Source organism: Streptomyces sindenensis (assembly GCF_014649035.1).
Classification (GTDB): domain Bacteria; phylum Actinomycetota; class Actinomycetes; order Streptomycetales; family Streptomycetaceae; genus Streptomyces; species Streptomyces sindenensis.
In genome coordinates this window covers 45,160-68,245 of sequence record NZ_BMSG01000002.1, presented here as the reverse complement: position 1 = coordinate 68,245, position 23,086 = coordinate 45,160, and the positions used below count along the sequence as shown (strand labels likewise).

Genomic DNA, 23,086 nt, shown 5'->3' with positions numbered 1-23,086 from the left:
GAACCTACCCCTCCGGATATCTGCGCCAAGCATCGATCTCTGTTGCCCCCGTCACATGCAATCGTCACAAATGCCCGTTCTCACCAGCGAATTGTCGGGCGGTGAGTCATACGCGGAACACGTCCAGGAACGAACTCCACCAGCCCTTGTGCTTCTTGGCCGGCTCCGGCGCGTGACGGGGAGTCACCGGCGCCGCGGAGGAGGCGTTCCGGTACGGGTCGGGAAGCTGGGCCGAGGTCTGCGCCGGCGGCTGCACCCCGGCCGACGCCCGCCGCGCGGCCGTCGGCGTGAACCTTACGGGCAGCGCGATCAGGGCCCGGTGGAACGGGCCCGGACGCCAGGCCACCCCCGAGGCGGGCACGGCCAGCGAGAGGTCCGGAACGGTGTTGAGGATCTTCTCGATCGCGGTCAGCGCGATCAGCGTCGCGGGCGACTTGGCCGGGCACACGTGCGGGCCCGCTCCCCAGGCCAGATGGGCGCCCTTGCTGAGCGTCTGGCGGGCGTCGGTGAGCCCCGGGTCGCTGTTCGCGGCGGCGAAGCTGATCAGGACCGGGGTCTCCGCCTTCAGCACCACCCCGTTCAGCTCGATGTCCCGCACCGGGTAGTGCGTGGCGTAGTTGGCGATCGGCGGGTTGTTCCACAGGACGTCGTCCAGCGCGTCCTCGACGAGCATCCCCGAACCACGCCGGTCGGGCGCACCCGGCTGCTCACCGGCGAGCATCAGCAGCAGCGCGTTGCCGATCAGATTGCGTTCCGGCTCCACACCCGCGCCCATCAGCATCACCAGCTGGTCCTTCAGCTCCTCGTCCCGCAGCCCCGCCGGGTGCTGGATGAGCCAGGAGGTGATGTCGTCGCCGGGCTGCCGGCGCTTGATCGAGACCAGCTCCATCAGGCACTCGGTCAGCTCGGCGTTGGCGCGGAGCACGTCCTCGCCGTCGAAGATGGCCGACATCGAGCGGGTCAGCCGGTCGCCGATGTCGCCGGGGCAGCCGAAGAGCTGGTTGAACAGGAGCAGCGGCAGGAGCTTGGCGTACTCGTTGAGCAGGTCGGCGGTGCCGCGCTCGATGAACTGGTCGATCAGGTAGTCGGCGATCCGCTCGACGTCCCGGCTCAGCCGGCTGCTGTTGAGCCGCGCCAGCGACTCGGTGACCGCCTTGCGCAGCCGCAGGTGCTCCGCGCCGTCGGTGAACAGGCAGTTGGGCCGGTAGATCATCATCGGCAGCACCGGGCTGTCCATGGGGACGGCGCCCTCGCGCAGCGCGGCCCAGCGCCGCGAGTCCCGGGCGAACAGCGCCGGGTTCTGGAGGACCCGCAGCGCCGCCTCGTGCTGCACGATCAGCGTGGCGTCCACCCCGGGGGCCAGCTCGATGGGCGCGGCCGGCCCGTGGGTGCGTGCCGCCTCGTAGAAGCGGTGCGGGTCGGCGGCGAACTCCGGTCCGTACAGCGACGTCTGCTGCTGGTGCATGGGGCACCCGGCGGGGGCGCTGTACGGGGTGGCTCCCGGCTGCGGATCCATGTCGGCTTCCTCGGTGTGATCGCGGGGCCGCAGGGCCCCGGCTTCGTATACGTCTACGTCTGCGTCGTGGTGTGCGCGCCGGACCGTGTGCCCGTCAGGCCGCGTGCGTCAGGAGGTGGCGGACCAGGGTGATCAGGGCGTTCGCGGAGGACTTCTGGTCCCGGGCGTCGCAGAAGACGACCGGGGTGTCCGGCAGCAGGTCGAGCGCCTCGCGCAGTTCGTCCTCGGCGTGCTGCGAGTACGGGTCGAAGCTGTTGACGGCGACCGCGTACTCCAGCCCGTACGTCTCCACCAGGTCGATGACGGGGAACGTGTCGGCGAGCCGCGCCGGATCGACCAGGAGCAGCGCGCCCAGCGAACCGCGCGCCATGTCCTCCCACAGCTCCACGAACCGCTGCTGCCCCGGCGTACCGAACAGGTAGAGGACCAGCTCGTCGCTGAGGGTGAGCCGCCCGAAGTCCAGGGCGACCGTCGTCGTCTTCTTGTCGGGCGCCCCCCGCAGATCGTCGACCTGGGCCGCGGCCTGGGTCATCCGCTCCTCGGTGCGCAGCGGCGTGATCTCGGACAGGGTCCCGATCAGCGTCGTCTTGCCCACCGCGAAGTGTCCGACGACGAGGATCTTCGCCGCGCGCTGGACCGCTTCCGGCACATAGATGCTCTCAGCCGAACCGGACTTGGAGTCCATGCAACACCTCTTCGAGGATCTTCCTGTCAACGAGCTGGGCCGGCGGCGGCGCCTTCCGGCGCAGGAGGTGTCCCTGCTGGTGTAAATCCTGGAGCAGGAGACGGGCCACCCCGACCGGCAGGCCGAGGTGGCCGGCGACCTCGGCCACCGAGAGATAGCCGCCGGAACACAGCTCCCAGATCGCCTTGACCTCGGGGCTCGGGTTCGGTGGCGGCTGGCTCTCGGGGGCGAGGGTGACCAGCGTGACGAGGGAGAGGTCCTCCGCGTCGGGCAGCCCCCGCCCGCCGGTGATGACATAGGACCGGACGAACCCGCTGCTGACCTGCTGCTCCTCGCCCGGCGCCGTCATATCTCGCTGTCCGCGGTCCGGCGGGGCGGTGTGGTCATCGCCTTGCCCAGCGCGGTGACCTGCTGCTGCATCCGGAAGGACATGGCCTCCATGTCCACATCGGCGGCGGCGGTGGCGGCGAGGTAGGCGCCGGTGCCCGCGGCGATGAGGAAGATCCAGCCGTCCTCGTACTCCAGGAGCGTCTGCCGCCATCTGCCCGGGTCGCGGGTGCCGATGAAGGGGGCGACGGCCCGGCTGAGGGACTGCATGGAGCTCATGGCCGCGGCGACGGTCTCCGCGTCGTCACGGCCGATCTCGCTGGAGTTGGCGAGCAGCAGGCCGTCGGCGGACACCAGGATCGCGTGCCGGGCGCCGGGTACCTGGAGCAGGTCGTTGAGTACCCAGGACAGATCGGGGTTCACTGGAACTCGGGTCCTTCCGTCGTCGTCGTGTCGCGCCCGGAACGGGTGCCGCGCTGGAACGCGCCGAGTCGCGACGCGGTCTCCTCGTTGCTGCGCACGGGCTCCGGTTCCGCCGATGGCACCGCGGAGACCGGGCTCTTGCGACGACGCTTCGGCAGCCCGCCGGCGGTGGTGGTGATCTGGGCGAGCGGCTGGGTGGCGGTGTCCGGCTGCGGGGTGGGCGGGAAGAGCGGGGTCGGCGCCGGGGCCTGCGCCGGGTGCTGGGGCTGGGACTGTGCCCGGGCCTGCCACTGGTCCGGCTGCCGGACCTGCGGCGCCGGGGAGAGCGCCGCTTCGGGCGCCTCGGCCGGGGCGGCGGCGGGCGGCGCCTCGGTGGTGAGCAGTTCGTCGGGGATGAGGACCACCGCGCGTACGCCTCCATAGGGGGAAACGGAGTCCACCGAGACCCGGAAGCCGTAGCGGGCGGCGAGCATCCCGGAGACGGCGAACCCGAACTGCGGCGGAATACCGAGGCTGGAGACGCTGATCGCGGCCTGGGGGGAGAGGAGGGCCGCGGCGCGGTCCTTCTCCTCCTGGCCCATGCCGAGACCGGCGTCGTCGACGATGAGGCAGACGCCCGTCGGGACGGCCTGGATGTTGATCTCGACCGGGGTGCCGGGGGCGGAGTAGTTCGTTGCGTTGGCGAGCAGCTCGGCGAGGACCACGGCGACCGGTTCGACCGCGCGGCTGACGACGGAGAAGTTCACCTGGCCGTTGACCCGGACCCGGTCGAAGTGCCGGATACGGCCCTGGGCGCTGCGAGCCACGTCGAAGACGGAGGCCACGGTCTCGCGCCGGCCGAGCCAGCCGCCGCAGAGCACGGCAATGCCCTGGGCGCGCCGCCCGAACTGGCTGTTGGCGTGGTCCATGGCCATCAGATCGGCGAGGATCCCGGGGTCGTCCCCGTACTTGCGCTGGGCCTTCTCGATCACGACCTGCTGCTCGTCGGCGAGGCCCTGGAGGGTGCGGACGGCTGCTTTGAGGACGGCCTTGGTCTCCTCCTCGGCGTCCTTGCGGACCTCCGCGAGTTCGGCGGACTGCCGCTGGAGCAGGGTGTTGTGGACGACGTGGAGTTCGTCCCGCTGGTGGAGGAGGGCGTCGCGCTCCTGGCGCAGCTCGGCGTGGTTCCTGCGCAGCTTGACGTTGATCGCGCGAGCACGCAGAACGGCACCCACGGCGACCAGGGCTACGACCACCAGCGCCCAGACGACAGGGCCCTGTGCAAATGTCATGAGACTCACTTCAAGTGCCATGGCGGAAACGGCTTGACACCCCATCAGGCGGCACGCAGCCAGGGCTTGTTCGCCACGACCGTGCGCCGCTCCGGGAGGTGCCCCTCCGAAGGTGGGGCCGAGGAATTCATTCCTCCCGGAATGCCCCCATACGCCATCAGCCCACTGGAAGTAAGATGATCTTATCATCGGCTGCTCGACGAAATGTCAAGGCCGCCACGCCCGTTGCCACTTGACGCAGAATGTTCACGTTGCGGAGATGTGAGGGAGGGGCTCCCGATGCCGCCGGTACGGCTGTCGGCCCCGCCCGGGGGGCGCGGCGGGGCGGCCGTCGTCGGGTCCCGGAGATGCGGCGGGGCGGCCGTCGTCGGGCCCGGAAGGTCTGGAATTCAACATTCCGCTTCCCCTGGAACGCTCCCCGCTCCTGCCGTACCCTTCGGTGGTCCTGGTCGGCCGGGCGGAGGGGAGCGTCGTGATTCGGGTTGCCGTCGTGGACGACGAGCAGCTGGTCCGGTCCGGGCTGAAACTGATCTTGGGGGCGGCCCCGGACGTCGAGGTGGTCGCCTGCTGCGACGGGATCGACGCCGTCGATCGCGTACGGGAGCTGCGCCCCGATGTCCTCCTGCTGGACATCCGGATGCCCGAGGTCGACGGGCTGACCGTGCTGCGGCAGGTGGTGGCGCTGACGGCGCCGCCCGCCGTGGCGATGCTGACCACCTTCGACGCGGGCCGGCACATCGACGACGCGCTGCGCTCGGGGGCGGTCGGTTTACTCATGAAGAACACGGCCCCGGAACAGCTCGTCCACGCGGTCCGCGTGCTGGCCGCCGGCGGCCGGATCCTGGCGCCCGAGGCGGTCGGCCCGGTCATCGAGGGCTATCTCGCCGCGGGCCGGGACGGCGGTGCGGCCGACCGTACCGGGGTCCTGACCGACCGCGAGGGCCAGGTGCTGGCCCTGGTCGGCGCGGGCCTGTCCAACCGGGAGATCGCCCGTGAGCTGCGGCTCTCCCACGGCACGGTGAAGGACCACGTCAGCTCGGTGCTGTCCAAGCTGGGCGGGGTCAACCGAGTCCAGGCGGCGGTGCTGGCGGACCGGGCGGGCCTGATCGACGGGGCGTTGTGAGCGGGACCGATCGGCGGGGCGCGGTGGGCGGGCCCGGTCGAGGCGGTGTCGTGGGCGGGTCCGGTCGGCGGGGTGTTGTCGGTGGGTCCGGCAGGCCGGGCGCTGTCGGTGGGTCCGGCCGGCCGGGCGTCATGACGTACGTCCGCCGTATGTCTCTCACCTCCTGCCGTATGTCCCTCACGTCCCTCACGTCCCGCCGGGCGCGGGCCGTCGGCCGGGCCGCCGTGCCGGTCGGGATCGCCGTGGGCGACGGTCTCCTCGTCAACGGCTTCGGGACCGGACCCGGCCTCTGGGTCGCGCTCGCCGCGGCGGGCGCGCTGGTGCTGCGGCGGCGCTGGCCCGAGGTGGTGCTGCTCGTCGGCCTGCCCGGCATGTACGTCGGCCACCTGGCCTTCGCCCCGCTGATCGCGCTCTACTGCCTCGCCGACCGCCGCCGCAACGTGGCCGTCGGAGCCGTGGGGGCGGTCGCGGTCGCCCTGGCCCAGTTCCTGCCGTACCCGGTCACGGACCTGCCGGAGCTCGCGGTCGACCGGGAGACCCTGATCATGGCGATGGACTCCTGCGTCCTGGCCGCCGGGGCGCTGGTCCTGGGGCGTACGGCCCGGGTGCGCCGCGAGCGCCAGCGGGAACTGGCGGAGGGCCGGGAGCGCGAGCACCGGCTCCTCGCCGAGCGGACCCTGGCCACCGAGCGCGCCTGGCTGGCGCGGGAGATGCACGACGTCGTCGCCCACCAGGTCAGCCTCATCAGCCTCCAGGCGGGGGCGCTCCAGGTCGGCGAACCGGACGCGGCCACCGTACGGTCGACCGCCGGGGTCGTCCGCGAGCTCTCCGTGAAGACCCTCACGGAGCTCCAGCACATGGTGGGCGTCCTGCGGGCGGCCGGTGGCCCCGCGCCCGGCCTCGACCCGCAGCCCCGGCTCACGGACCTGCCCGCCCTGGTCCGCGACTGCGGTCTGCGCGTCACCCTCGCCGCCCCGGACACCCCCGGCCACTGGTCCCAGGCGGTGGAGCGGGCCGCCTACCGGACGGTCCAGGAAGCCCTCACCAACGTGACCAAGCACGCCCCCGGCGCCGAGGTGGACATCCGGGTCCAGCCCCTGGACGGCGGTCTGCGGGTCGACGTCCGCAACACCGCCGACGACGGTTCCACCGCCCCCCTCGACCTGCCCGCCGGCGGCCACGGCCTCGTCGGTCTGCGCGAACGGGCCCTGCTGCTCGGCGGCACCTTCGAAGCCGGGCCCGAGCCCGGCGGCGGATTCCGGATCCAGGCCGTGTTTCCGTCCCGGCAGACTTTCTGAGGGTGTGTCCACAGGCACGTGATCCGTCTTTCCGGTCCTTCTCCGGGAGGAGATCGAAGATCCCGGACCCCGCCGACCGGCGGGGGGTGCCCCCGTCGATTGACCGGATAATTCGGACCCCGCTCCCTTAAGTGTATGGCTGCTTGCTGTCATTTTCCTGGGAAAGCTAGGATCGTTGCGCGCCTTGACCAGCGCACGCCGTGCGGGGGCCGTCGTGACGGATCCGCCCTGCCGGCGGCCGTACGGGGGAAGTAGGGCAGAAATGGCAGATGACTGTATAGCCGTGGGGCTGATGGTCGCCAGATTGTCGTTGCGGCGGAGACTCACCCGACTCTTCGCCCATCGTGGCTGGAAGGCCGTCGCGTGCGAGGGGGCCGGGGGGCTCCTGTCGTCCGGCGACCGGTCCGGCGTCTCGTCGGGGGTTTCGCCCGGGCTTCCGTCCGGGGTTCCGTCCGACGTCCTGGTCGTCGACATCGACCGGCTCGACGAGATACGGGGCGCCACGCCCGTCGTGGCGCTGACCTACGGCTCGGAGATCGACCGTCTCGGAGCGGGGAAAGCCGACGTCCGCGCGGTCGTGGACCGGGACGACCTGGACGAGGCCTTCCTGGAGGCCGTGCAGGAGGTCGCCGCCGGGCACGGGTGGATATCGCCCACGCTCGTCCGTCCGCTGCTGCGCGGGCAGCCGTCGGCACCGTCGGGGGCCGTCCGGCCGACCGTCGTTCCCGCACAGGTGCACCGGCCGGGCCGGCCGCACGATCCGGCCCTGACGGCACGGGAGTACGAAGTGGTCTCCCTGGTGTCGAAGGGAATGAACAACAGTGAGATCGCCGGCGCCCTCTATATCGCGGAGAGCACCGTGAAGTTCCATATGTCGAACATTCTGCAGAAGACCGGATTCCGTAACCGCGGTCAGCTCGTGGCGCGTATGCCGATGGCCGGCTGAACCGGCCGCACACAACATGAAGGAGACCGTCATGGGAAACGTCGTGGGGAAGAAGAAGGAAGCCCTTCGCTGGGCGCCGGTGGTCATTCTGCTGGTATTCGCGCTGATCGCGCCGCTCTTCGGGGACAGCCCGACCGGCGTGGTGATTCCGCTTCTGCTCGCGGTGATGCTCGCGGGTGTCAATGTCACGATGCAGAAGAAGGAGCGTTCGGCCGGCGGAACGGAGTGATCCGAGCGGGGGAATGACGACGCGTGCCGGGGCCGCCGCACCTGACCAGTGCGGCGGCCCCGGCATGTCGTCGGTCATGAAGTCCCGGTCACGGCGTTCCCGTCAGGGCGTTCCCGTCACGAGGCCTCGTACCGGGTGAAGCGCGCCGCGCCCACCGCTCCGATCACCACCGCGTACAGGAACAGGACCAGGAAGCCGAGGCCCTGCGAACCGCCGTCCGCCTCCGCCGCGGCCGTCATGATCGTGCCGCCGCCCGCCAGGTCGCCCGCCCCGCCGGGAAGCAGGTTGCCCAGCTCCGCGTTGCCGAGCGAGGAGGAGAGGATCCGCAGGGTCGGCTCCACGAACTGCGTCACCAGCAGGATGCCGACGATCGCCGCCACCTGGTTGCGCACCAGTGCACCCACGCCGACGCCGATCGCGCCCCACAGGGTCATCACCAGCACGCTGCCGCCCAGCGCGCCGAGCACCGTGCCGTCCGTGAGGTACGTCGGCTTCCCGTGCCCCGCCAGCAGCGCCGCCGCCACCAGGGCGCCGGAGAGCACCGCCACCGCTCCGTAGACGAACGCCGTGCCCAGCCCGACGACGAGTTTGGCCCTGTACACGCGGGCCCGGCGCGGCTCGGCCAGCAGCGTCGCCGAGATCGTGCGCGCGTGGTACTCCTGCGTCACCGTGATCACACCGATGGCCAGCGGGAAGACGTACGCGAGCGCCACCGGCAGGTTGTACGCCGGTACGGCGTCGCCCGCCGACCCGAAACTCAAGGGGCTGCGCGGGGCGTTGAGGCCGCCGAAGACGATCAGCGCGGTGAATCCGGCGCCGCACGCGACGACCGCGAGCAGCAGGATCCACCACAGCCGGGTCGTGGTCAGCTTCAGCACCTCGGACCGCAGGAGATCGGCCGTGGAGACCGCGTCGGAGCCGGGTGCGGAGTCTGCGGCCGGGCTCGCGCCCCGGTCCGTCCGTGCCGCCGCGGCCGTGCTCGTACCCGCGGCCGTGCTCGTACCCGTGCTCATGCCCGTACTCCGTTCCCGGCCCGTGTCAGCCGCAGGAAGGCCGACTCCAGGCGTTCGCCCGGCTCCAGCAGACCGTCGAGAGGGCCGCTGCTCAGCAGCCGCCCGTGATGCATCAGCAGGACGTCGTCCACCGTCTGCTCCATCTCGCCGAGCAGATGGCTGGAGAGCAGCACCGTCCGGCCCGAGGCCGCGAAGTCCCGCAGGAACTCCCGTAGCCACAGCATCCCTTCGGGGTCCAGGCCGTTGGCCGGCTCGTCCAGGACCAGCAGCTCCGGATCGCCCAGCAGCGCCGAGGCGAGGGAGAGGCGCTGCTTCATGCCCGTCGAGTACCCGGCGACCGGCCGGTCCGCCGCATCCGACAGGCCCACGTCCGCCAGCAGCCGGTCGACCCGTTCGGGACCGCAGCCGGCGGCCGGTGCGTAGCAGCGCAGATGACCCCGTCCGGTCCGGCGGCCGACGAACGCCCCGCCGTCCAGGCCGACCCCGATCCGCCGCGTGGGGGCGGCGAGCCCGGCGTACGGGCTGCCCCACAGCAGTGCGCTGCCCCCGGTCGGGCGGATCAGCCCGAGGATCATGCGCAGAGTCGTCGTCTTGCCCGCGCCGTTGGGGCCGAGGAAGCCGGTGACCCGGCCCGGCCGTACGTCGAAGGAGACCCCGTCGACGGCTCTCGTGCCCCGGAACTCCTTGCGGAGATCCCGGACCGAGATCACCTGCTGCCGCGCGTCCTGCCGGTTCTGCGTGGGGTCCTGCGTCGTGTGCGCGTCCTGTGCCATGCGGCGGTTCCTCCTTCTCTCTCTAGACCGTGTTGAGGTCGACCTGGGAGCGGACCAGGTCCCGGTACGGGCCGGGTTCGGTGATGAGCTCCTCGTGGCGGCCGGTCTGGACGACCCGGCCGTGCTCCAGCACCACCACGAGATCGGCGTTCACGATGGTCGACAGCCGGTGGGCGATGATGATCCGCGTGCACTCCAGCCGGTCCAGCGCGGCGGCGATCCGGGACTCGGTGACGGTGTCCAGCGCGCTCGTCGCCTCGTCCAGCACGAGGACGCGGGGGCGGCGGGCGAGCGCGCGGGCGAGCGCGATCCGCTGGCGCTGGCCGCCGGAGAGGCTGCCGCCCATCTCGCGGACCGGGGTGTGGTAGCCCAGCGGCATCGCCGCGATGTCGTCGTGCACATGCGCCTGGCGGGCGGCGTCGACGACCGCCTCCATCGTGGCGTCGGGGACCCCGAAGCGGATGTTGTCCGCGATGCTGCGGTTGCTGAGGACGATGTCCTGCGGGACGTACGCGGCGTTCCGGTAGAACGTGTCGGCGTCGATCTCGCCGATCGACACCCCGTCGTAGAGGACGTCACCGGACCGGATCGGGTACAGGCCCATGAGGAGTTTGCCCAGCGTGCTCTTGCCCGAGCCGGAACTGCCCACGATCGCGACCCGCTCGCCGGGCCGGATGTCGAACGTGACGTCGGCGAGGGCCGGGGTGCGGGAGCCGGGGTAGGAGAACCCGACGTTCCGCAGCCGTACCGCGCCCCGCACGGCGACCGGCCGGTCGCCGAACGCCCCCGGGTCCTCCGGCTGGTGGAGGATGTCGCCGACCCGCGCGACCTGCGCGTTCGCCGTGATCAGCTGGGTGAACGCGCCGGACAGCGACATCACCATGCCGAGGCTCGTCGCGGTCAGGGTCTGCGCCGCCACCGCCGAACCGAGGTCCAGCGAACCGTTCAGCACGAGCCACAGCCCCACCGCCAGCACCAGCAGCGGCCCGAACACCTGGAACACCGCGTAACCGCTGGTCGCCACGCCCTGGAGGACGATCCGCCGCCGGGTCTGTTCCATCCCCGCCGCGTAGACCTGTTGCCAGTCCCGGAAGAAGGTGCCGGTCATCCCGGAGACCTTCAGCGTCTCGATCGAGGACAGCGCCTCCATCTGGAGCGAGGAGGACTTCGTCGTCTCGCTGATCTCCCGCTCCGTGATCCGCCGGATCGGCCGGTACGTCCCCACGGCCACCGCCAGCATGGTCAGGAAGACCGCGAACGCCGTCGCCCCGAGGGTGAACGAGCGGTAGAACATGTAGCTGAAGATCGCGATCAGGCTGCCGAGATCGAGGAGCACCACCGACAGCTGACTGGAGATCATGTCCCGTACGGACGTGATGCTGGAGAGCCGGTAGAACAGCTCCCCCTGCGAGCGGTTGGCGAAGTACTTGTAGGGCAGTTCCAGCAGCCGCCGGAACGTCTTCCCCATCATCGCCTCGCCCAGGCTCCGGATCACGGACGCCAGCGCCACCGTTCTGAGGAGCGAGAGCAGGAAGAACACCGTCATCGGGGCGAGGAACGCCACCAGGACCAGGGCGATCGGGGCCTTCTCCAGATAGCCCGCGTAGTCGTTGACCGCGTACTGGGTGGCGATCGGCATGAAGATGGTGAAGGAGTACAGCACCAGGGACATCAGGAACGCCTGGAGCAGCGGCTTTCGGGCACCGGTCAGCGAGCGCAGGAACTCCCGCCAGACACTGGGCTCCCGGTGCCGCTCGGGCCGGTGGTCCGGCGTCGGTACGGCTTCGAGCGCGAGGCCGGAGTAGTGCTCGGCGAACTCCTCCGCCGAGTACCTCCGCCGCCCGCCGCCCGGGTCGACGACGGTCACCCGGTGCTCGTCGATCTCCTCGACGACCACGACATGGCTGTCGTCCCAGTACGCGATGAGCGGCAGCTCCAGCTGACCGAGCCGCTCCACCCCGGCCCGGAACGCCCGCACCTCGAAGCCCCGGCCGCGCAGGATGGCCGCGATCTGCTTGATGGTGAGGCCGTCGCGGCCCACCTCGTGGTCCCGGCGCAGCCCGGCCACCGAATCGCGGGAGCCGTACGCCGAGAGGATCATCGCGATGCAGCACAGACCGCATTCGGCCTGGGCGAACTGCTGGACCTCGCGGACCCGTCGGACTCTGCGCATACGCCATGCCATCAGCGGCCTCCGAGGCAGCGGGGAAGGCCGGTTCCGGGGTGGTCGAGCATCGCCTGGGCGGCGAACCATCCGGAGAGGCCGAGGAAGTAGGAGGGCAGGAGGGGCTCGGTACCGATCCCGCAGGACCAGCCGCCGTTCCCGTACCGGTCGAGGAAGGCGGTGTGCAGCGCGGCGGCCGCGTCGCGCAGGTCGGGCCGGGCGAGCAGGTCCGCCAGGTGGCACAGGACCGCGATCCGGCCGGCGAGCCCGTGGCAGAGGCTGAGGTCGGGGGCGATCGCGGCGCTCCGCCCGGCTCCGGCGGGCTCCAGGACGCGGGCGATCTCCGGGGCCACGGCTTCCGCGATCCGGCCGGCCGGTTCGCCGAGGGCGGTCAGCAGGGCGGCGTGCGCGTACGCGACGCCCGCGTACCCCTTGCACCAGCCGCCGTTGCCGCTTCCGTCCCCCCGGTCGCGCAGGCCCGCGTCCTGCCAGCGGTGGCGGCCGTACGCCTCGGCGAACCGCTCCAGATGGGCGCGGGCGCCGCCGTCCTCGTCGAGGCCCGCCGCGACCATCGCCGACAGGGCGGTGATTCGGCCGAACCTGCCGTGTGCCAGGCCGAGTTCGTCGCCCTCGGGGTGTTCGGCCGGGTCGCCGTCCACCGTGACGAGGCGGCGCAGCAGCCGTCCGGCCCCGGCCCCGGTGACCTCGGTCGCGCCGTGCTCGGTGTGGGCGGCGAGGTGGACGAGGTAGCCGCCGTAGCCGTTGAGGTGGTCGAAGTCGGCGGCGGAGAGGCTGTCGACGTCGAACGCGCCCCGGGCCGGGTGGAACCGCACGTGCTCCTCGCCCGCGCGGAACCGGGCGTCGGGCGAGGTCAGCCGCCGGATCTCCCAGTCGGTCACCAGGTCGGAGAGCGCGCCGGTGAACGGCGACATCGACAGCGGCGTCCCGTCGAGCACGGCCGGGCGGGAGCGCACGGCCGAGGCGCAGACCCGCTCCGGGTCCACGCCTACGGGGGACACGCCGCTGCGGGCCGCACTCTGTGCGAGGTGCAGCAGCAGCCCGCCGCCGTCGTACAGCGTCGCGTCGATGCCGCCGAGGCGCAGCCCGTCGCCCCGGAGGCGGGGCGTCAGCCAGGTCGGGGCGTCCGCCCCGCCGACGACGAGGTCGCGGAGCAGGGCGTGCCAGCCGGCCGGGTCGGCGAGGTGGACCGGTGAGGCGGCCGGGGCGGGCCCGGTGGCGGGCATCCGCCGCTCCCACACGTCGTCGGCGGAACCGGCGAGTGCGTAGCGGAGGTAGAGCGGGTCGCGGTCGGCGGGCCGGGCGAAGAACGACCGTACGGCGGCGAGCGCGGACTCGCGGGGGGTGAGCCGGGCGGCGCTGCGGATCTCCTCGTCGAAGTCGCCGCGCAGCAGCCCGGAGTCGCAGTCCACGGTGAAGAACGGCACATCGAGGTCGAGGAGGGCGGCGACCTCCTCCCGGTGGACCGCGTCGGCCGATGCGGCGGCGGTGCCCCGGTAGTGGCGCGGCAGCTTCCCGAGCAGTTCGGCCCGGTCCTGCCGGCTGCCCAGGTGCACGGGGTGCGTGGAGGCCTCCAGGAACCGGGCGTAGACGTAGGTGGGGCGGACGACCTGGCGCACGGCCCACCCGGCGGATTCCCGTACGGCCGCTTCGACGGCGTCGCGGTGGGCGGCGAGCAGGGTGCGGGCCTCGCGGAACCCGGCGACGAGTTCGTCCGTCCAGCGGCGCGGGTCCAGCGGCTCGCCCGCCACGGTGGCCAGGTTGGAGCCGTGCTCGACGACGACCTGGCTGCGGTCGAAGCGGATGTCGTCCGTGCCCGCGTCCACGACCAGGTACGACTGGAGGTGCTCGGAGGCCCCGGGCCGCACGCAGCCGATCCCGGAGATGTCCACGTCCAGCTTGGATCCGGCGTAACGGGCGGGGAAGAGCAGGGTGTTGAGCACCGAGTGCTCGATGTCGAGGTTGAGGGCGGCTGCGGCAGGCAGCGAACCGCCGTGCTCCGCTGCGGTGTTGGGCAGCGACACCAGGGTCTCGGTGTCGATGACGACCGGGCCGTCCGGGGTGGCGATGATGTTCTCGTGGTGCAGGTCGGTGGCGCCCAGCATCGACAGGAGCGCGGCGGACCGGCCGAAACGGCGGAAGTAGCGGGCGCTGTGCTCCGCCGTACCGTCGAGGTCGGCGTGGACCACGAACTCCTGCCAGACGTGCGCGGGCCGGACGAGCGTGCGGGGGTGCAGCGGACCGAAGAACGAGCCGTCCGCGTCGAGGAGCGTACGCAGCGAGGTCAGGAGCTGCTGGCAGTTGTCCTGCTGCGGTTTGTACACGGCCCGCGTGCCGTCGTCCCGGACCACCAGGCAGACGGTCCGCCCGCCCCGGTGGGCGTCGCCGAGGCCCGGAGTGACCGAGACGATCCGGCCGGGCCCGCCGAGGAGCGCGTCCAGCTCAGCCCGGTCCGCGACGGCGGCGTGCAGCACGTCGGCCACCGTCCGTGCGGTACGGGCGGTGGCGAGGCGCAGCAGCCGGTCCAGCTCGGGGAAGCGGTCGAGCACCGCCTGGCGGCCGGTGGCCCCGGCGAGGCGGGCGTGGAACGCCTCGTACCCGGTGTCCTGGGCGCGGAAGGAGGCGATGAGGGTGCGGACGCCGGTCTCGACGCAGAGGCCCATGAGCGAGCGGAGCGCGGACTCGGCGACCCCGGCGAGGTCGGCGATGTCGGCCGGGCCGTCGGTCGGGTCCGGGCCCGGGAGGGCGGCGGCGAGCCCGGCGACGCGCTGGGCGCCGTCCCGCAGATACGGCGTGTAGAACGCGCCGAAGACGTCTGACCTCTCGTCGGTGATGCGCCGCACCAGGTCGTCGAGGAACGCGTCGCTCAGTTGCACTCGGGGACTCTCTTGCCGTCGTCGAAGGTGGGAGGGTGGGGGCGGGCGCCCCGGAAGTACCAGTTCCGGGGCGCCCGCACCGCACCGGCTCAGCGGGTTCAGCAGCGCTTGGTGCAGCCGCTCGTCGGGCAGCCGCCCTGCATCGCGGCGCTGGCGCCGACGATGACGGTGGTGACGGCGGTGGCCGGGACGATGGTGGGCGTGAAGCCCGCGGCCAGCGAGTCCGGCGCGTCCGCGAGCTCGACGAGCTCGTCGGCGCTGACGTATCCGGTGGCGTCGTTCATGGCGATGTCGCCCATGACGGTTCCTCTCTGTTCTTCCTGCGTGGATGGGTGGTGCAGGGCCCGGCAGGATGCGGGCCCGGTTCGTGGGTGCGCCGTCGTGTCCCGGGCGTGGCCTAGGCGAAGCGCAGCAGGGAGGGGTGGCCCTCCGGGTCCAGGTGGCGGAGGACGGACCAGGCGAGTCCGGCCTCCCCGACCATGAGGCTGTTGGTGTAGGCGTACTTGGTGTCGGAGCGCTGCCCGTACCGCTCCACGACCCCGTCGAAGAGCCGCGGGTACAGGTCGTCGAGGCCGTCGCCGTGGCTTCCCGCCCGGCCGCCCCCGTCGGTCCGGTCCACGGCCGGGTCGAAGAGCCCGGGGACGAGCCGCTGCCCGAGACCGACGATCTCCGCGCAGGCCAGGTCGCCGTGGCAGTAGGTGGGGTTGTTGCCGAAGCCGCGGGCCAGGGTCAGCCCGGCGAGCCGGTCCAGGACCGGGCGGGACACGGCGCCGGGCGCGTGCTCGTTGCTCATCAGCGCGCCCAGCAGTATGCCGGGGGCCCCGTGGCACCAGCCGTACGAGCGTTCCGGCTCGCCCCAGACGCGCGGCCAGTCGCGGTCGCCGTCCTCCTGGGCGTCGAGGACCGCGCCGAGGATCCGCAGTCCGAGCCCGTGCACGTCCCGGTCGTCGAACTCGGCGCCGTAGCGCAGCAGGACGGGTGCGATGCCCATCGCCCCGTGGGCGTATCCGGTGTACGGGGTGACCCGGGGGTCCTCCAGGCCGGGGCCGCCGAGCGCCTCGGTCTCCCGGGCGGCGATCGTGCGGACCGCCTCGGCGACGACCGCGCGCTCCGCCGGGTCGGTGGCGCGCTCGTGCAGGGCGAGGCCGACGGCCAGCGCGCCCGCCATGCCGCTGAGGAAGTCGGTGCCGGCCTCGGCCCCCGAGCACCGGGCCAGCTCCCGCGCCAGCTCGCCGAGGCGTCCGGCGTCCGGCTCGTCCAGCAGCCCGCGGGCCACGACGAGCGCGTACGCGGTACCGGCCATCCCGGTCATCCCGCCCACGGACACCCCCTGCTCGGCGAGCCGCCCGCCGCGCAGTTGCTCCTCGACGGGGTCCAGCACGCTGCGCGCCGCCGCCGCGAAGTCGGCCCGGCCCGTCTCGCGGGCGAGCGCGGCGAGGACGAGGGCGGGGCCGGGGCTGCCGCCGTACAGGTCGTAGCCGAGAGTGCCGGGGCTCCACTGGCTCTGCGAGTCGGTGGTGACCTGCGGGGCGATCCAGGTCGCCGGGTGGCGGGGCTCGGTGCTCGCCACCCGGGTCGCGAGCAGCCGCTCCCCGATCCGTACGGCCTCACCGACGAACCGGCCCCGGTCCACGGTGACGGCGGGCTTCCCCGCCGGGCGCACGGGGACGAACCCGGTCTCCTCCTGGTCGGTGGGCAGTTTGTTGACGAACGAGAAGTCGATCAGGCGCAGTTCGCGTTCGATGACGGTCTCGTCCAGCCCGTGGATCCGCTCGCGCACGGTGGTCAGCGGCGGCTCGGCCAGGGCGTCGGCCCGTACGGTCCCGTCCGTCGAGCCCAGCGCGCGCGACCTCGCGGTGTACGAGAAGTACGGCACGTCGCCCCGGGCCATCTGCCGGACCTCGGCGTCGGCGATCGCGGGGGAGTCTCCGGTGCGCAGGACGACCCGGTTCAGGACGGCGGAGCGGACGACCGGGTCCGCCATGGCGTGCGGGTGGGTCGCCATGCGGAGCAACTGCGTGTAGAAGATCGTCGCCTGGTTGACGTGCCGGAACTGCACATCGCCGAGGAACTCCTCCACCGCGTGGACGACCGCGTCCGGGTGGTCCGCCGCATACCGCAGTACCCGGCCGAACTCCCGCTTGACGATGTCCCGCTGGTCGTCGACGGGCAGCTGGGTGGCGCGCTGTACAGCGAGGTTGGCGTTGGCGGCCGTGGTCGTCGTGGTCACCATCCCGACGAACATGTCGTCGCGCCCCGGGTTCTTCAGGCTCAGCGACTTGTACGGGGAACGCTGCCCGGTGTCGTAGCCGATCGCGCCGATGTCCATGCCCGCGTCGTCGTCGCCCGAGCGCACGACGAGCGGCAGCAGCCCCGACCCGATGATCGACTCCCGGAGCGTGAGCGCCCCGATCTTCGAGGCGGCGCCGTCGTCGTACGCCTCGGGGAGGTTCAGCCGGGGCGACAGCAGGGTCTCGGTGTCGATGACGACGGGCCCGGCGGCGCAGGACACCATGTTCTCGAAGTGGATGTCGGTGGCCCGCAGGAGGAAGAGGATGCCCGCGAGGGTGCCGATCCGGGCGAAGTAGTCCTTCTGCTCGCCCGCGTACTCCTCGGTGGGGATGAACTCCACGAACCCGCCGTGCTCGGTGGGGACCACGGCGACGGTCGGCAGATCGGTGCCCATCCGGCCGTTCATCCAGGAGACGAAGGAGCTGTAGCCGGCCTCCGCGCCGATGGGGTGCGGCTTGTAGAGCACCCGGGCGCCGTCGGTGAACAGGACCTGCGCGACGGAGCGTCCGCCGTTGTGGGTGTCGCCCTCGCCGAGGACGAGACGCTCGACGCGGGGGAGTTCCGGACCGACGTCCGGCAGGAGCGCGCCCAACCGCGCTGCGGAGGAGCCGAGTTCCTCGATGATCTCGACGACGTACCGCGCGGACGCCTCGACCTGGCGGCTCACCGTCGAGAAGAGGTACGGATAGCGCGCGGTCAACTCCCGGTGGCCCTCGGGGCTGTTGGTCCACCGCCGGAAGGCGGCGTACCGCTCCTCGGGGGTGTCGCCGTCCAGCAGGCCTGCCGTGCGCCGCCGGTGGAGCTCCTCGACCAGGGTCCGGATCATCAGCCGGGAGACGAGTCCCGTCTGGTGCGTGACGAAGTCGTCGACGATCCGCCGCGGCGCCGCGATCACGGGCGACTGCGCGGCGGCATGGCGTACGAGGCCGGTCCGGGGCGCGACGAAGTGGCGGAAGTAGTCGTGGAAGAGCCCGTCGGGGTCGGCGGAGGGGTCGTAGGCGGGGGGCGCGTCGGGCAGTTCGTGGTTCTGCTCGCCCTCGTCCGTTGCCGCCGCCCGCAGCCGTTCCTCGACGTGCGCGATCAGCTCGGGGTCGGTGAGCTCCGGCAGATACGTCCGCAGTGCTTCGGCGGTGCCGGGGGAGACGTCGTGACTGTTCATGAACACCGGATCCAGGACGGGGCGGGGAGGGAGGGGAGCGCCCCTCGGAGGGCTGCCTCTCGGAGGGCCCCTCGGAGGGCTGCCCCTCGGGAGGGGAGGGGGAGGTGACGCCGGGAGGTGGGTCCCGGCGTCATACGGTCACTTGCAGTTGTTCTGGCACTCGGCGGTGGCCGTGCAGAAGTTCCCGTTGTTCCCCAGGACGTAGCTGGCGCCGTAGCAGCTGAGGGAGGACACGATGGTTCCCCAGCCCTGACCGGCGGCGCTGACGGCGTCGAGGTTCTGGTCGTCGATCTCTTCGAGGATGCCGACGTTGGGGTTCGCCATGAGGCTCACACCTTTCACGCGAGGAAGCGGCACGCGGCTGTGCGGCCGTGCCGTTCCGAATGGATCTTGACCCCATGAACGCTAGGGATCCGATCCGCGACGCACCCCCGCCCGGAGACGGGTTCCGCCCCCGCCCTGGGGGGTGTTGTTCCCCTACCGGACCTCGCCGGGCGGGGTGGGGGTGGGGGGCGTGGTGTGTTGCTCAGGCGGGGCCGGTGGAGGCGCGCGTCTCCAGGGACCACGCGTGGCGCCGGACGGTGTCGGGGGCGGCGCGGTCCGCGAGGATGTCGCAGAGCAGCTCGGCGCAGGCGCGGCCGTACGCGGCGGGGCGCAGGTCGACGGCGGTGACGGGGGGTTCGGCGTTGCGCGGGGCGGGGCCGTCGACGCAGGACGCGACGAGCAGGCCGGTGCCGGGCGTACCGCTCCCGCCGGGCCGCCCGGCTTGGCGACCGGCGTCGAGGCCGACTTCCTGGCCGGCCCCGTCGCCGACGCGGCCCACCTCCCGGCCGAGGGCGGCCGCCGCGCGCAGGACGCCCGGGGCCGAGCCGTCGGGGGCGCAGATCACGGCGTCGACCGCGGGGGCCGCGGCGAGCAGGGCCCGGGTGGTCTCCTCGGCCTCCGCCGGGGTCGCCGCGAACGGCACGGTGCGCACCGCCACCTCCACCCCGTGGGCCAGCCCCCAGGACCGGGCCGTCGCGCGCAGGGCGGTCGCCCAGGCGGAGGAGCCGGACGGGGCGAGGACGGCGGGACGGCGGGCGCCGCGGTCGGTGACGTGGTCGAGGAGGGCGGTCAGCGAGGCGGCGTTGTCGCAGACCACGGCCGCGCTGGGGCCGGCGGCCGGGCCGAGGTAGCGCTCGCCGGTCACCACCGGAACGCCCGCGTCGAGCAGCCCGGGCACCGCGCTGTCGCCCGCCTCGGGGTCGATCACCAGCAGCCCGTCGACGCGCGAGGCGATCCGCCCGCCCGCCGCCCCCGACGGCGCGAGCAGCACCATGTCGAGCCCGTCCTCCTGGGCGCGCTCCACCGCCCCGAAGGCGAGGTTCATGTAGTAGTCCAGCCGGGTCGCGGTGGCCGGCAGATGCAGGCCGACGGCCCCGGTGCTGGCGCGCCGCAGCCGCCGGGCGGCGCTGTTGGGGCGGTAGCCGAGCTCCGCCGCCACCGCGCGGACCCGGTCCCGGGTCTCCGTCGCGACCCGTCCCGAGCCCTGGAGCGCGTCCGACACGGTGCTCTTGGAGACTCCGGCGGCGCGGGCCACGTCGAGCAGGGTCACGGTGCGGGAGGTCACGGGGTGAAGTCTAGGCGTCGGCGACCGTACGGTCCGGAGGGTTGCCGGAACGTTCCGGCAGAGTTAGATTCGATCCGCTGCCGGAACGTTCCGGCAAGGGATTCCCCGCTCCTGTTCCCGCCGCCCCCGTCTCCCGCTCCTCCTCCGCCCCCTTCGCCCCCTTCGCCCCTGGAACTGGTCATGCGTCTGATCACCGCGTACAACCCGCCCGCCTCCCCCACTCGGACCCGTCCCGCCGAGCGCGCCCCCCTGCGCGTCGCTGCCGTACAGCAGCGCTGGCACCGCGACCCCGCCGAGCACCGCGCCGCCCTGCTGGAGGGCATCCGGCTCGCCGCGGCGGAGGGGGCCCGGGTGGTCTGCCTCCAGGAGCTGACGCTCTCGCCGTACTTCGCGGTCGTCCGCCGCGCCGACCACCCCGAGCCGGCCGCCCCGGAAGAGCTGCTGACGGGCCCCACCTTCACGTTCGCCGCCGAGGCGGCCCGGGAGCACGGGGTGTACGTCCACGCCTCGCTGTACGAGAAGGCCCCGGCGCCCGGCGGCGAGGACGACGGCCTCGGCTACAACACCGCGATCCTTGTGGCCCCCGACGGCACCCTCGCCCAGCGCACCCGCAAGACCCACATCCCGGTCACCGAGGGCTATTACGAGGACGACTGGTTCCGGGCCGGCCCGGCGGGCGACGACGCCTTCCCGCTGGTCGAGGTCGACGAGGCCCGCTTCGGCCTGCCGACCTGCTGGGACCAGTGGTTCCCCGAGCTGGCCCGCGCCTACTCCCTGGCCGGTGCCGACGTCCTCGTCTACCCGACCGCCATCGGCTCCGAGCCCGGCTTCCCCGGCTTCGACTCCCAGCCGCTCTGGCAGAAGGTGATCACCGGCAACGCCATCGCCAACGCCACCTTCATGGTCGTCCCGAACCGCATCGGCGCCGAGAACGGCCTCACCTTCTACGGCAGCTCGTTCATCGTGGACCCGTACGGCCGCGTCCTGGCCCAGGCCCCCCGCGACGAGCCCGCCGTCCTGGTCGCCGACCTCGACCTCGATGCCCGGCGCGACTGGCTGGAGCTGTTCCCGTTCCTGACCACCCGCCGCCCCGATGCGTACGGCCCGCTCACCGAGCCCCGCTGATGCGGCGGGCCGGGAGACCCGCACCGCGGGCGTACCGGTCTCGGTGAGGCCGGTGAGCGCGCTTCGTCGCCGCACTGCACCGATACGCACCTGAAACAGAGCCGCGCGGTGCTCGAAGCACGCCCCTGACCGGCCGGAAGCGGCGTTCCCGGAGGCTGTCGGCGTACCCGATCCCCGGTGTACGCGACCGTCAGGAGACCTGTGCCGTGCTGAGCCCAACGGAATCCGCAGCGCCCGCCACGGACGGGACGCCCGCTCCCGTCGGTGGCGGGCGCGGGACCCCCGCTCCCGTCGGGAACGAACCGGCCGCGTCGGATTCCACCGGCTCCGATCCCGCAGGGGCCCCTCCCGCAGGGATCTCTCCCGCAGGGATCTCTCCCCCCGGGACCTCTCCCACCGGGACCTCACCCCCCGGGACCTCTCCCACCGGGCGCGCCGCCCGTCGGCGCGTCGCCTGCCGGGTCCTCGCCGGGGCGGCGGTCGTCTGGGCGGCGGCGATGGCGCTCCACGCATCGATCCCGAACGCGGGCGTCAACGCGGGCAGCCTCTTCCAGACGCTGCTGCCCTGGACGGGCCTCGGTGTGCCGTCGCTGCTCGTGCTCGCCGCCGTACTCCGGTCCCGGCTCGCCGCCGTCGCGGTCCTCGCGCCCGCCGTCGTGTGGGTCACGCTCTTCGGCGGCGCCCTCACCGACAAGCGTGCCGGTGGCGGTGACCTGACGGTGGTCAGCCACAACGTGGACGAGGGGAACGCCGATCCGGCCGGGACCGCGCGCGTGCTCGCCGCGGCCGGGGCGGACGTACTGGCCCTGGAGGAGCTGTCCGACGCGTCGGCCGCCGTCTACTCCCGCGAGCTGGCCGCCGCCTACCCGCACCACGCGGTGATCGGCGGGGTCGGCATCTGGAGCAGGCACCCGCTGGCGGACGTGAAGGCGGTCCCGATCATGCCGTGGACCCGTGCGATGCGGGCCACGGTGCGGGCCCCGGAGGGGCCGCCCGTCGCCGTGTACGCGGTCCATCTGGCGTCGGTACGGGTCTCGACGGCCGGTTTCACGACGGGCCGGCGCAATGACGCGGCCCGCGAGCTGGCCGCCGCGCTCCGGTCGGAGACCGCGCCCCGGGTCGTGGTGCTGGGCGACTTCAACGGGGCGTACCGGGACCGCGCGCTGGCCCCGGTGACCTCGCGGCTGCGGTCCGCTCAGGCGGAGGCGGGCGCCGGCCTCGGGTTCACCTGGCCCGCGGCGTTCCCGGCGGTCCGCATCGACGACGTGCTGGTGCGGGGGATGACCCCGCGCGCGGCCTGGACCCTGCCCGCCACCGGCAGCGACCACCTCCCGGTTGCGGCCCGGCTGAGCCGGTGAGCCGGTGAGTCGGTGGCCCGGTGGCCCGGTGGCCCGGTGGGCCGGTGGCCCGGTGAGCCGGTGACCAGGCCCTCGGCCCTCCCCCCGACTACGATGCGAGCGACCGATGACCTCGAAAGCCCAGGTAGGCAGCGTGTCCGAAGCACGAGGACCGGCCCCCGGCCCCGGCCCCGCCCCCGTCGGCGTGCTCGTCGTCGAGGACGACGCCACCATCCGCCGCGCCGTCCAACTGGCCCTGGAGCGCTACGGCTACCGGGTCGATGTCGCCGCCGACGGGCTCGGCGGCCTGGAGGCCTTCCGCGCGGGCGCGCACGATCTGCTGATCCTGGACGTGATGCTGCCCGAGCTGGACGGCATCGGGCTCTGCCACCGGATCCGCGAGGAGAGCCCCGTCCCGGTCCTGATGATGTCCGCGCGCGGCGACGCCCTCGACGTGGTCGCGGGCCTGGAGGCGGGAGCCGACGACTATGTGGTCAAGCCGGTCGACACCGCCGTCATGGTCGCCCGCATCCGGGCCCTGCTGCGCCGCGCCACCTTCGGCCCGGACGGCCCCGCAGCCGGGAAGACCGGCCGGGACCGGGCCCCCGACCACCTCCTCACCTTCGGCGACCTGACCGTCGACACCCTCGGCATGGAGGTCCGCCGGGCCGGCGCGACCGTGTCGCTGACCCCCACCGAACTGCGGCTGCTGCTGGAGTTCGCCGCCGCGCCCGGCTCGGTCCTCGACCGCCGCCGGCTGCTGCGCGACGTGTGGGACTACGGCTGGGAGGGCGACACCCGGGTCGTGGACCTGTGCGTGCTGCGGCTGCGCAAGAAGATCGGCAGCGGGCGGATCGAGACCGTCCGCGGCTTCGGCTACAAGCTCGTCCGCGGCTGAGCGG

Annotated in this window: 20 protein-coding genes; 7 read left to right on the top strand and 13 right to left on the bottom strand. The window is 72.9% G+C overall.

Translation table 11 applies throughout. The annotated features are described in order from the left end of the window. Nucleotides 1-106: 106 nt before the first annotated feature. The 5 genes from IE145_RS03540 to IE145_RS03520 form a co-directional block, all read right to left on the bottom strand. Nucleotides 107-1,516, bottom strand: coding sequence for a cytochrome P450 family protein (locus IE145_RS03540; protein WP_189518725.1), 1,410 nt, complete (start codon nt 1,514-1,516; stop codon nt 107-109). A gap of 94 nt (nt 1,517-1,610) precedes the next feature. Then, nucleotides 1,611-2,201: a GTP-binding protein gene (locus tag IE145_RS03535; protein ID WP_189518723.1), complete on the bottom strand. Its 591-nt coding sequence runs from the start codon at nt 2,199-2,201 to the stop codon at nt 1,611-1,613. Continuing rightward, a complete protein-coding gene (locus tag IE145_RS03530) occupies nt 2,176-2,550 on the bottom strand; it encodes a DUF742 domain-containing protein (protein ID WP_030707069.1) in 375 nt (124 codons plus the stop codon). Before IE145_RS03530 ends, IE145_RS03535 begins: the two co-directional genes overlap by 26 nt. After that, a complete protein-coding gene (locus IE145_RS03525; RefSeq protein WP_010063113.1) occupies nt 2,547-2,951 on the bottom strand; it encodes a roadblock/LC7 domain-containing protein in 405 nt (134 codons plus the stop codon). The genes IE145_RS03530 and IE145_RS03525 overlap by 4 nt, the downstream gene beginning before the upstream one ends. After that, complete coding sequence (locus IE145_RS03520; RefSeq protein ID WP_189518721.1) at nt 2,948-4,222, bottom strand: ATP-binding protein; 1,275 nt, start codon at nt 4,220-4,222, stop codon at nt 2,948-2,950. Before IE145_RS03520 ends, IE145_RS03525 begins: the two co-directional genes overlap by 4 nt. 472 nt (nt 4,223-4,694) lie before the next feature. Between IE145_RS03520 and IE145_RS03515 the strand changes: the two genes are divergently transcribed. From IE145_RS03515 to IE145_RS03500, 4 genes are all read left to right on the top strand, one after another. Further along, complete coding sequence (locus IE145_RS03515) at nt 4,695-5,345, top strand: response regulator (RefSeq protein ID WP_189518720.1); 651 nt, start codon at nt 4,695-4,697, stop codon at nt 5,343-5,345. 170 nt (nt 5,346-5,515) lie between these two features. Further along, on the top strand, nt 5,516-6,643 hold the full coding sequence (locus IE145_RS03510) for a sensor histidine kinase (RefSeq protein ID WP_229825290.1): 1,128 nt from the start codon (nt 5,516-5,518) through the stop codon (nt 6,641-6,643). A 262-nt stretch (nt 6,644-6,905) separates the two neighbouring features. After that, nucleotides 6,906-7,589, top strand: coding sequence for a helix-turn-helix transcriptional regulator (locus tag IE145_RS03505; RefSeq protein ID WP_189518715.1), 684 nt, complete (start codon nt 6,906-6,908; stop codon nt 7,587-7,589). A gap of 31 nt (nt 7,590-7,620) precedes the next feature. Beyond that, complete coding sequence (locus IE145_RS03500; protein WP_189518713.1) at nt 7,621-7,818, top strand: hypothetical protein; 198 nt, start codon at nt 7,621-7,623, stop codon at nt 7,816-7,818. Between the two features lie 116 nt (nt 7,819-7,934). Here IE145_RS03500 and IE145_RS03495 read toward each other — a convergent pair whose 3' ends face one another. The 8 genes from IE145_RS03495 to IE145_RS03460 form a co-directional block, all read right to left on the bottom strand. Beyond that, a complete protein-coding gene (locus IE145_RS03495) occupies nt 7,935-8,831 on the bottom strand; it encodes an ABC transporter permease (RefSeq protein ID WP_189518711.1) in 897 nt (298 codons plus the stop codon). Beyond that, nucleotides 8,828-9,604 carry an ABC transporter ATP-binding protein gene (locus IE145_RS03490; RefSeq protein WP_189518709.1) on the bottom strand — a complete coding sequence of 259 codons (777 nt, stop codon included), beginning with the start codon at nt 9,602-9,604 and terminating at the stop codon, nt 8,828-8,830. Before IE145_RS03490 ends, IE145_RS03495 begins: the two co-directional genes overlap by 4 nt. 22 nt (nt 9,605-9,626) lie before the next feature. After that, a complete protein-coding gene (locus IE145_RS03485; protein ID WP_189518707.1) occupies nt 9,627-11,777 on the bottom strand; it encodes a peptidase domain-containing ABC transporter in 2,151 nt (716 codons plus the stop codon). 11 nt (nt 11,778-11,788) lie between these two features. Then, nucleotides 11,789-14,662 (bottom strand): type 2 lanthipeptide synthetase LanM, encoded by a 2,874-nt coding sequence (gene lanM, locus IE145_RS03480; RefSeq protein ID WP_189518705.1) that lies wholly within the window; start codon nt 14,660-14,662, stop codon nt 11,789-11,791. A gap of 98 nt (nt 14,663-14,760) precedes the next feature. Then, entirely contained in the window at nt 14,761-14,961 is a 201-nt protein-coding gene (locus tag IE145_RS03475; protein WP_189518703.1) for a class II lanthipeptide, LchA2/BrtA2 family, read from the bottom strand. Nucleotides 14,962-15,059: 98 nt separating this feature from the next. After that, complete coding sequence (locus tag IE145_RS03470) at nt 15,060-18,113, bottom strand: type 2 lanthipeptide synthetase LanM family protein (protein WP_189518701.1); 3,054 nt, start codon at nt 18,111-18,113, stop codon at nt 15,060-15,062. Between the two features lie 138 nt (nt 18,114-18,251). Then, complete coding sequence (locus tag IE145_RS03465) at nt 18,252-18,437, bottom strand: lichenicidin alpha family lanthipeptide (protein ID WP_030075698.1); 186 nt, start codon at nt 18,435-18,437, stop codon at nt 18,252-18,254. Nucleotides 18,438-18,639: 202 nt separating this feature from the next. After that, the gene (locus tag IE145_RS03460) at nt 18,640-19,722 is read right to left on the bottom strand and encodes a LacI family DNA-binding transcriptional regulator (RefSeq protein ID WP_189518699.1); all 1,083 of its coding nucleotides are present in this window, start codon (nt 19,720-19,722) and stop codon (nt 18,640-18,642) included. A gap of 180 nt (nt 19,723-19,902) precedes the next feature. On the opposite strand from IE145_RS03460, the gene IE145_RS03455 reads away from it, so the two are divergent. The 3 genes from IE145_RS03455 to cseB all read left to right on the top strand — a co-directional run bounded on the left by IE145_RS03455 (nt 19,903) and on the right by cseB (nt 23,082). After that, entirely contained in the window at nt 19,903-20,847 is a 945-nt protein-coding gene (locus IE145_RS03455) for a carbon-nitrogen hydrolase (protein WP_189518697.1), read from the top strand. A gap of 371 nt (nt 20,848-21,218) precedes the next feature. Then, entirely contained in the window at nt 21,219-22,205 is a 987-nt protein-coding gene (locus IE145_RS03450; RefSeq protein WP_373296569.1) for an endonuclease/exonuclease/phosphatase family protein, read from the top strand. A 106-nt stretch (nt 22,206-22,311) separates the two neighbouring features. Further along, a complete protein-coding gene (cseB, locus tag IE145_RS03445) occupies nt 22,312-23,082 on the top strand; it encodes a two-component system response regulator CseB (protein WP_229825288.1) in 771 nt (256 codons plus the stop codon). The last annotated feature ends 4 nt before the right edge of the window (nt 23,083-23,086 follow it).

Excerpts from the sequence above, each read along its gene's own strand:
- IE145_RS03540 (WP_189518725.1), bottom strand. The coding sequence starts at position 1,516 with ATGGATCCGCAGCCGGGAGCCACCCCGTACAGCGCCCCCGCCGGGTGC.
- IE145_RS03535 (WP_189518723.1), bottom strand. The coding sequence starts at position 2,201 with ATGGACTCCAAGTCCGGTTCGGCTGAGAGCATCTATGTGCCGGAAGCG.
- IE145_RS03530 (WP_030707069.1), bottom strand. The coding sequence starts at position 2,550 with ATGACGGCGCCGGGCGAGGAGCAGCAGGTCAGCAGCGGGTTCGTCCGG.
- IE145_RS03520 (WP_189518721.1), bottom strand. The coding sequence starts at position 4,222 with ATGACATTTGCACAGGGCCCTGTCGTCTGGGCGCTGGTGGTCGTAGCC.
- IE145_RS03510 (WP_229825290.1), top strand. The coding sequence starts at position 5,516 with ATGTCCCTCACGTCCCTCACGTCCCGCCGGGCGCGGGCCGTCGGCCGG.
- IE145_RS03505 (WP_189518715.1), top strand. The coding sequence starts at position 6,906 with ATGGCAGATGACTGTATAGCCGTGGGGCTGATGGTCGCCAGATTGTCG.
- IE145_RS03500 (WP_189518713.1), top strand. The coding sequence starts at position 7,621 with ATGGGAAACGTCGTGGGGAAGAAGAAGGAAGCCCTTCGCTGGGCGCCG.
- IE145_RS03495 (WP_189518711.1), bottom strand. The coding sequence starts at position 8,831 with ATGAGCACGGGTACGAGCACGGCCGCGGGTACGAGCACGGCCGCGGCG.
- IE145_RS03490 (WP_189518709.1), bottom strand. The coding sequence starts at position 9,604 with ATGGCACAGGACGCGCACACGACGCAGGACCCCACGCAGAACCGGCAG.
- IE145_RS03485 (WP_189518707.1), bottom strand. The coding sequence starts at position 11,777 with ATGCGCAGAGTCCGACGGGTCCGCGAGGTCCAGCAGTTCGCCCAGGCC.
- IE145_RS03475 (WP_189518703.1), bottom strand. The coding sequence starts at position 14,961 with ATGGGCGACATCGCCATGAACGACGCCACCGGATACGTCAGCGCCGAC.
- IE145_RS03470 (WP_189518701.1), bottom strand. The coding sequence starts at position 18,113 with ATGAACAGTCACGACGTCTCCCCCGGCACCGCCGAAGCACTGCGGACG.
- IE145_RS03465 (WP_030075698.1), bottom strand. The coding sequence starts at position 18,437 with ATGGCGAACCCCAACGTCGGCATCCTCGAAGAGATCGACGACCAGAAC.
- IE145_RS03455 (WP_189518697.1), top strand. The coding sequence starts at position 19,903 with ATGCGTCTGATCACCGCGTACAACCCGCCCGCCTCCCCCACTCGGACC.
- cseB (WP_229825288.1), top strand. The coding sequence starts at position 22,312 with ATGACCTCGAAAGCCCAGGTAGGCAGCGTGTCCGAAGCACGAGGACCG.